The 3218-nt window shown below is 38.1% G+C and carries 3 protein-coding genes; all 3 read left to right on the plus strand.

Going from position 1 to position 3218, the window contains the following annotated elements:
• The coding region (locus DBR11_RS30180; protein ID WP_233260787.1) for a hypothetical protein at positions 1 to 279 on the plus strand (279 nt) is incomplete at its 5' end.
• 705 nt (positions 280 to 984) lie between these two features.
• Positions 985 to 2220, plus strand: coding sequence for an IS256 family transposase (locus DBR11_RS16310; protein ID WP_108553719.1), 1236 nt, complete (start codon positions 985 to 987; stop codon positions 2218 to 2220).
• Between the two features lie 613 nt (positions 2221 to 2833).
• Positions 2834 to 3175, plus strand: coding sequence for a helix-turn-helix domain-containing protein (locus DBR11_RS16315; RefSeq protein ID WP_108553720.1), 342 nt, complete (start codon positions 2834 to 2836; stop codon positions 3173 to 3175).
• The last annotated feature ends 43 nt before the right edge of the window (positions 3176 to 3218 follow it).

Genomic DNA, 3218 nt, shown 5'->3' on the forward strand with positions numbered 1-3218 from the left:
ATCTTACAATTGATAGACAAACTAAGTAGTGGAAGAATTAAAGTAAGCTTATTAGATAAGAATACATTTTGGGTATTTTGGGCAAGTTTAATAGTGTTAGTTTATGTTCTTAATGTTTTGAAATATGTTCCGAAAGACCGCTATAAAAAAGTTGTAGATAATTATTGTAATTCGCCATTGAATATTAAGCTTAAAATGTGGATGATCTTCATTCAACCTGTTGTTTTATTAATTATTACTATAACCCTACTTGTACTCACAAAGCATCATCCAAGCTAGCGCAGAGTAATATAACGAAGCCCGGTTAATAAATACGGGGCTTTGTTGTTTAATCTATATAATTTTCGGCTCTAAGCCTTGCAACATAGCTATATCATAAGAATGTAAATCAGGGGGGCAGTAGTAATGTAACCTGACCGGTTCGAAATCCGAGAGGGTTACATAGAAGAATTAGATAAAGCGAAACAAGGTACTGCTTCATATGAAAGGAAATGATTAATTACTCACTGTTGTACATTGGATTGGAGTTGCTAAAAGCGGGTTAGCTCCCATCATGGTGAGGGACTTGAAAAAGCTAACTAGATTGCTGTTGTAAAATAATAGCTTTTTTACTTTACTCCCAGATCATTAAAAAGTAATCGTCCCAGTCTAAATATGGTGTATGTGAAAGGCCAATATTTCAGATTTAATTGGTTTTATATTTTAATGTATGTGATTCATGCAATCTTTCATTATATTTATGTTCAATAACAGTGAAGTCAAAAAGTGTCTTGAATAAGTGGATTTTATAGTACCCAAAAAATGGTAATTTACTTGTGAAAGAGGGTCAGTATTTTTAAAACTACATGCTTTTTCAAAGGATGAAATTAAAACATTAATATTCTCAATATCTTTTTTTGATAACATATGGGTTTCTATGTATGAATTGTAGAGGGTGTTTCACAAACTGTGTCAATAGTGTAACTTTAAACTATCGACATAAGTATGGCAACACAAGAAGACTTTGATTTTGAAAGCTTCAAAAAGGAAGCTATCGCTGGCTTATATGCCGGCAAGAAAATGACTGGCACGGACGGCGTACTAGCCCCGATGATGAAACACTTTCTGGAATCTATGATGACCGGTGAGCTGGAGCACCATATTTCCGAGAGTAAACTGGCTGGTCAGGCTAACCGCAAGAACGGCAAAAGCAAGAAAACAGTACGGAGCTTAAGTTCGGGAGAGTTTGAGCTTGAAACCGGCCGGGACCGTCTGGACACCTTTGACCCTAAGGTTGTCCCCAAGCGTCAGCTGATCATTACTGAGGAACTGGAAGGGAACATTCTCTCGATGTATGCCATGGGCATGAGTACGCGTGCAATGCGTGATTATGTGCAGGAAATGTACGCCATGGATATCTCTGCTGCTGAGATTTCAAGGATTACTGACAGTGTGCTTCCTGCAGTACAGGAATGGCGCAATCGTCCGCTGGAGGCCGTTTATCCCTTTGTATTCCTGGATTGTATGTTCTTCAAGGTTCGGATAAACGGAGCGGTGGAAACCCGTGCCATCTACAATATACTGGGTGTGGACATTGAGGGCAAGAAAGATGTGTTAGGTCTTTATACTTCCGAAAACGAAGGCGCCAAATTCTGGCTGTCAGTGCTTACCGATTTGAAAGCGCGTGGTGTAGAAGACATCCTGATTGCCTGCATTGATGGATTGAAAGGTTTCCCTGAAGCGGTGGAGGCGATTTTCCCAAAGACAAGGGTGCAGCTTTGCATTGTTCACCAGATCCGTGCATCCATGCGCTATGTCCCTGAGAAAGATAAGAAGGCCGTAATGGCTGATATGAAACCAATCTATCAGGCAAGTAACGAACAGCAGGGATATGAAAGACTGCTGGAGTTTGAAGAGAAATGGGGTAAGAAATATCCCCTGAGCTGTAAGTCATGGCTGGACAACTGGGTAAACCTCTCTGCATTCTTTGAGTACGACCAGGTGATCCGAAAGGTCATTTACACCACCAATCCAATTGAGGGTGTGCATCGCCAGATCCGTAAAATAACCAAGACAAAAGGGGCTTTCTCATCCGAACAGGCGCTTATGAAACTCATGTATTTGGTCATTAAAAATATCAGTAAAAAATGGACAATGCCAATCCATAACTGGGGACTGGCATTTTCACAGCTTTATATTAAATTTGGTGACAGAATTCTTCAGGAGAATAGAGGCTTCTGAGAGGCGTTAATTTTGAAACTGACACAGTTCACGTTACACTCCCAATTTACCCGAATGCAGAGTAAATAAAGTTATTTTAATACTAATGCCAATTAAACACAATAGTTAAGTTCAGCTTGACTATTGTGTTTAATTGGCATTTTATATTTCCCCCATTTCGAGAGGTGATTTTACTTTTTAAATTAAAATCCACTCAAGATCTTTTCCCTTCAAAATCCTACGATTCCCACCAATTTCTTGGTTTTGTTTTCGTTTCTGTTAAATATACTTCAAAATCTTGTTGCTTAATTTTGCTTTATAATGCAGTATATTTAATTTATGTGTAAAATTATTTGTTTTAAATTTGGATTGATACGAAATAATTTTTAAACTTGATTAAAATTTGAATTAATTAAGTAATACACCTAAAATTAACGGAATGAGCATCTCAAACTTACTTAGCCGTCAGGAGTCTGCCAGGGGGGACCCGGTTGAATGGAAAACAGAAGGTTATCCCTGTAAAACTGGGAAGTAGCCTTAAAACTGACAAAAGAGGAGGGGCATTACCTGCTGTAGAAGGTCGGTTCCTTTTTCTCCCTTAGCAGATTTATTATTCATTTAACACAAAAAAATTATGAAAACAGTTTCAAAAAACATCAAGTTCCTCCGTCTAATAATGGGGTGGAGGCAACGTGAAGTAGCGGAGCTACTTAGAATTTCTATTCCCGCATTTTCGAAAATTGAAACGGGGGTAACGGATGTCAATATTAACAGGCTCCGTCAAATTGCAGATCTTTTTAAGGTATCTATCGTTGATATGTTTTCCAGTGACTTTACAGGACTCAAATCGGAAGATACTTTGAAAATTGAAGAACTGAGTGAGAAGTTGCATCAAAGGGAAAGCTTGTTGGTAGACCTTCAAATGAAGTTGTTGCAGCATTATGAAAAGAAGCCAACAGTCATCAACATAGGGTGACCATAGATAGCCATTAGATTGATTTTTGTAGAAATTATTAATC

The organism is Pedobacter sp. HMWF019, assembly GCF_003061025.1.
Taxonomy (GTDB): Bacteria; Bacteroidota; Bacteroidia; order Sphingobacteriales; family Sphingobacteriaceae; genus Pedobacter.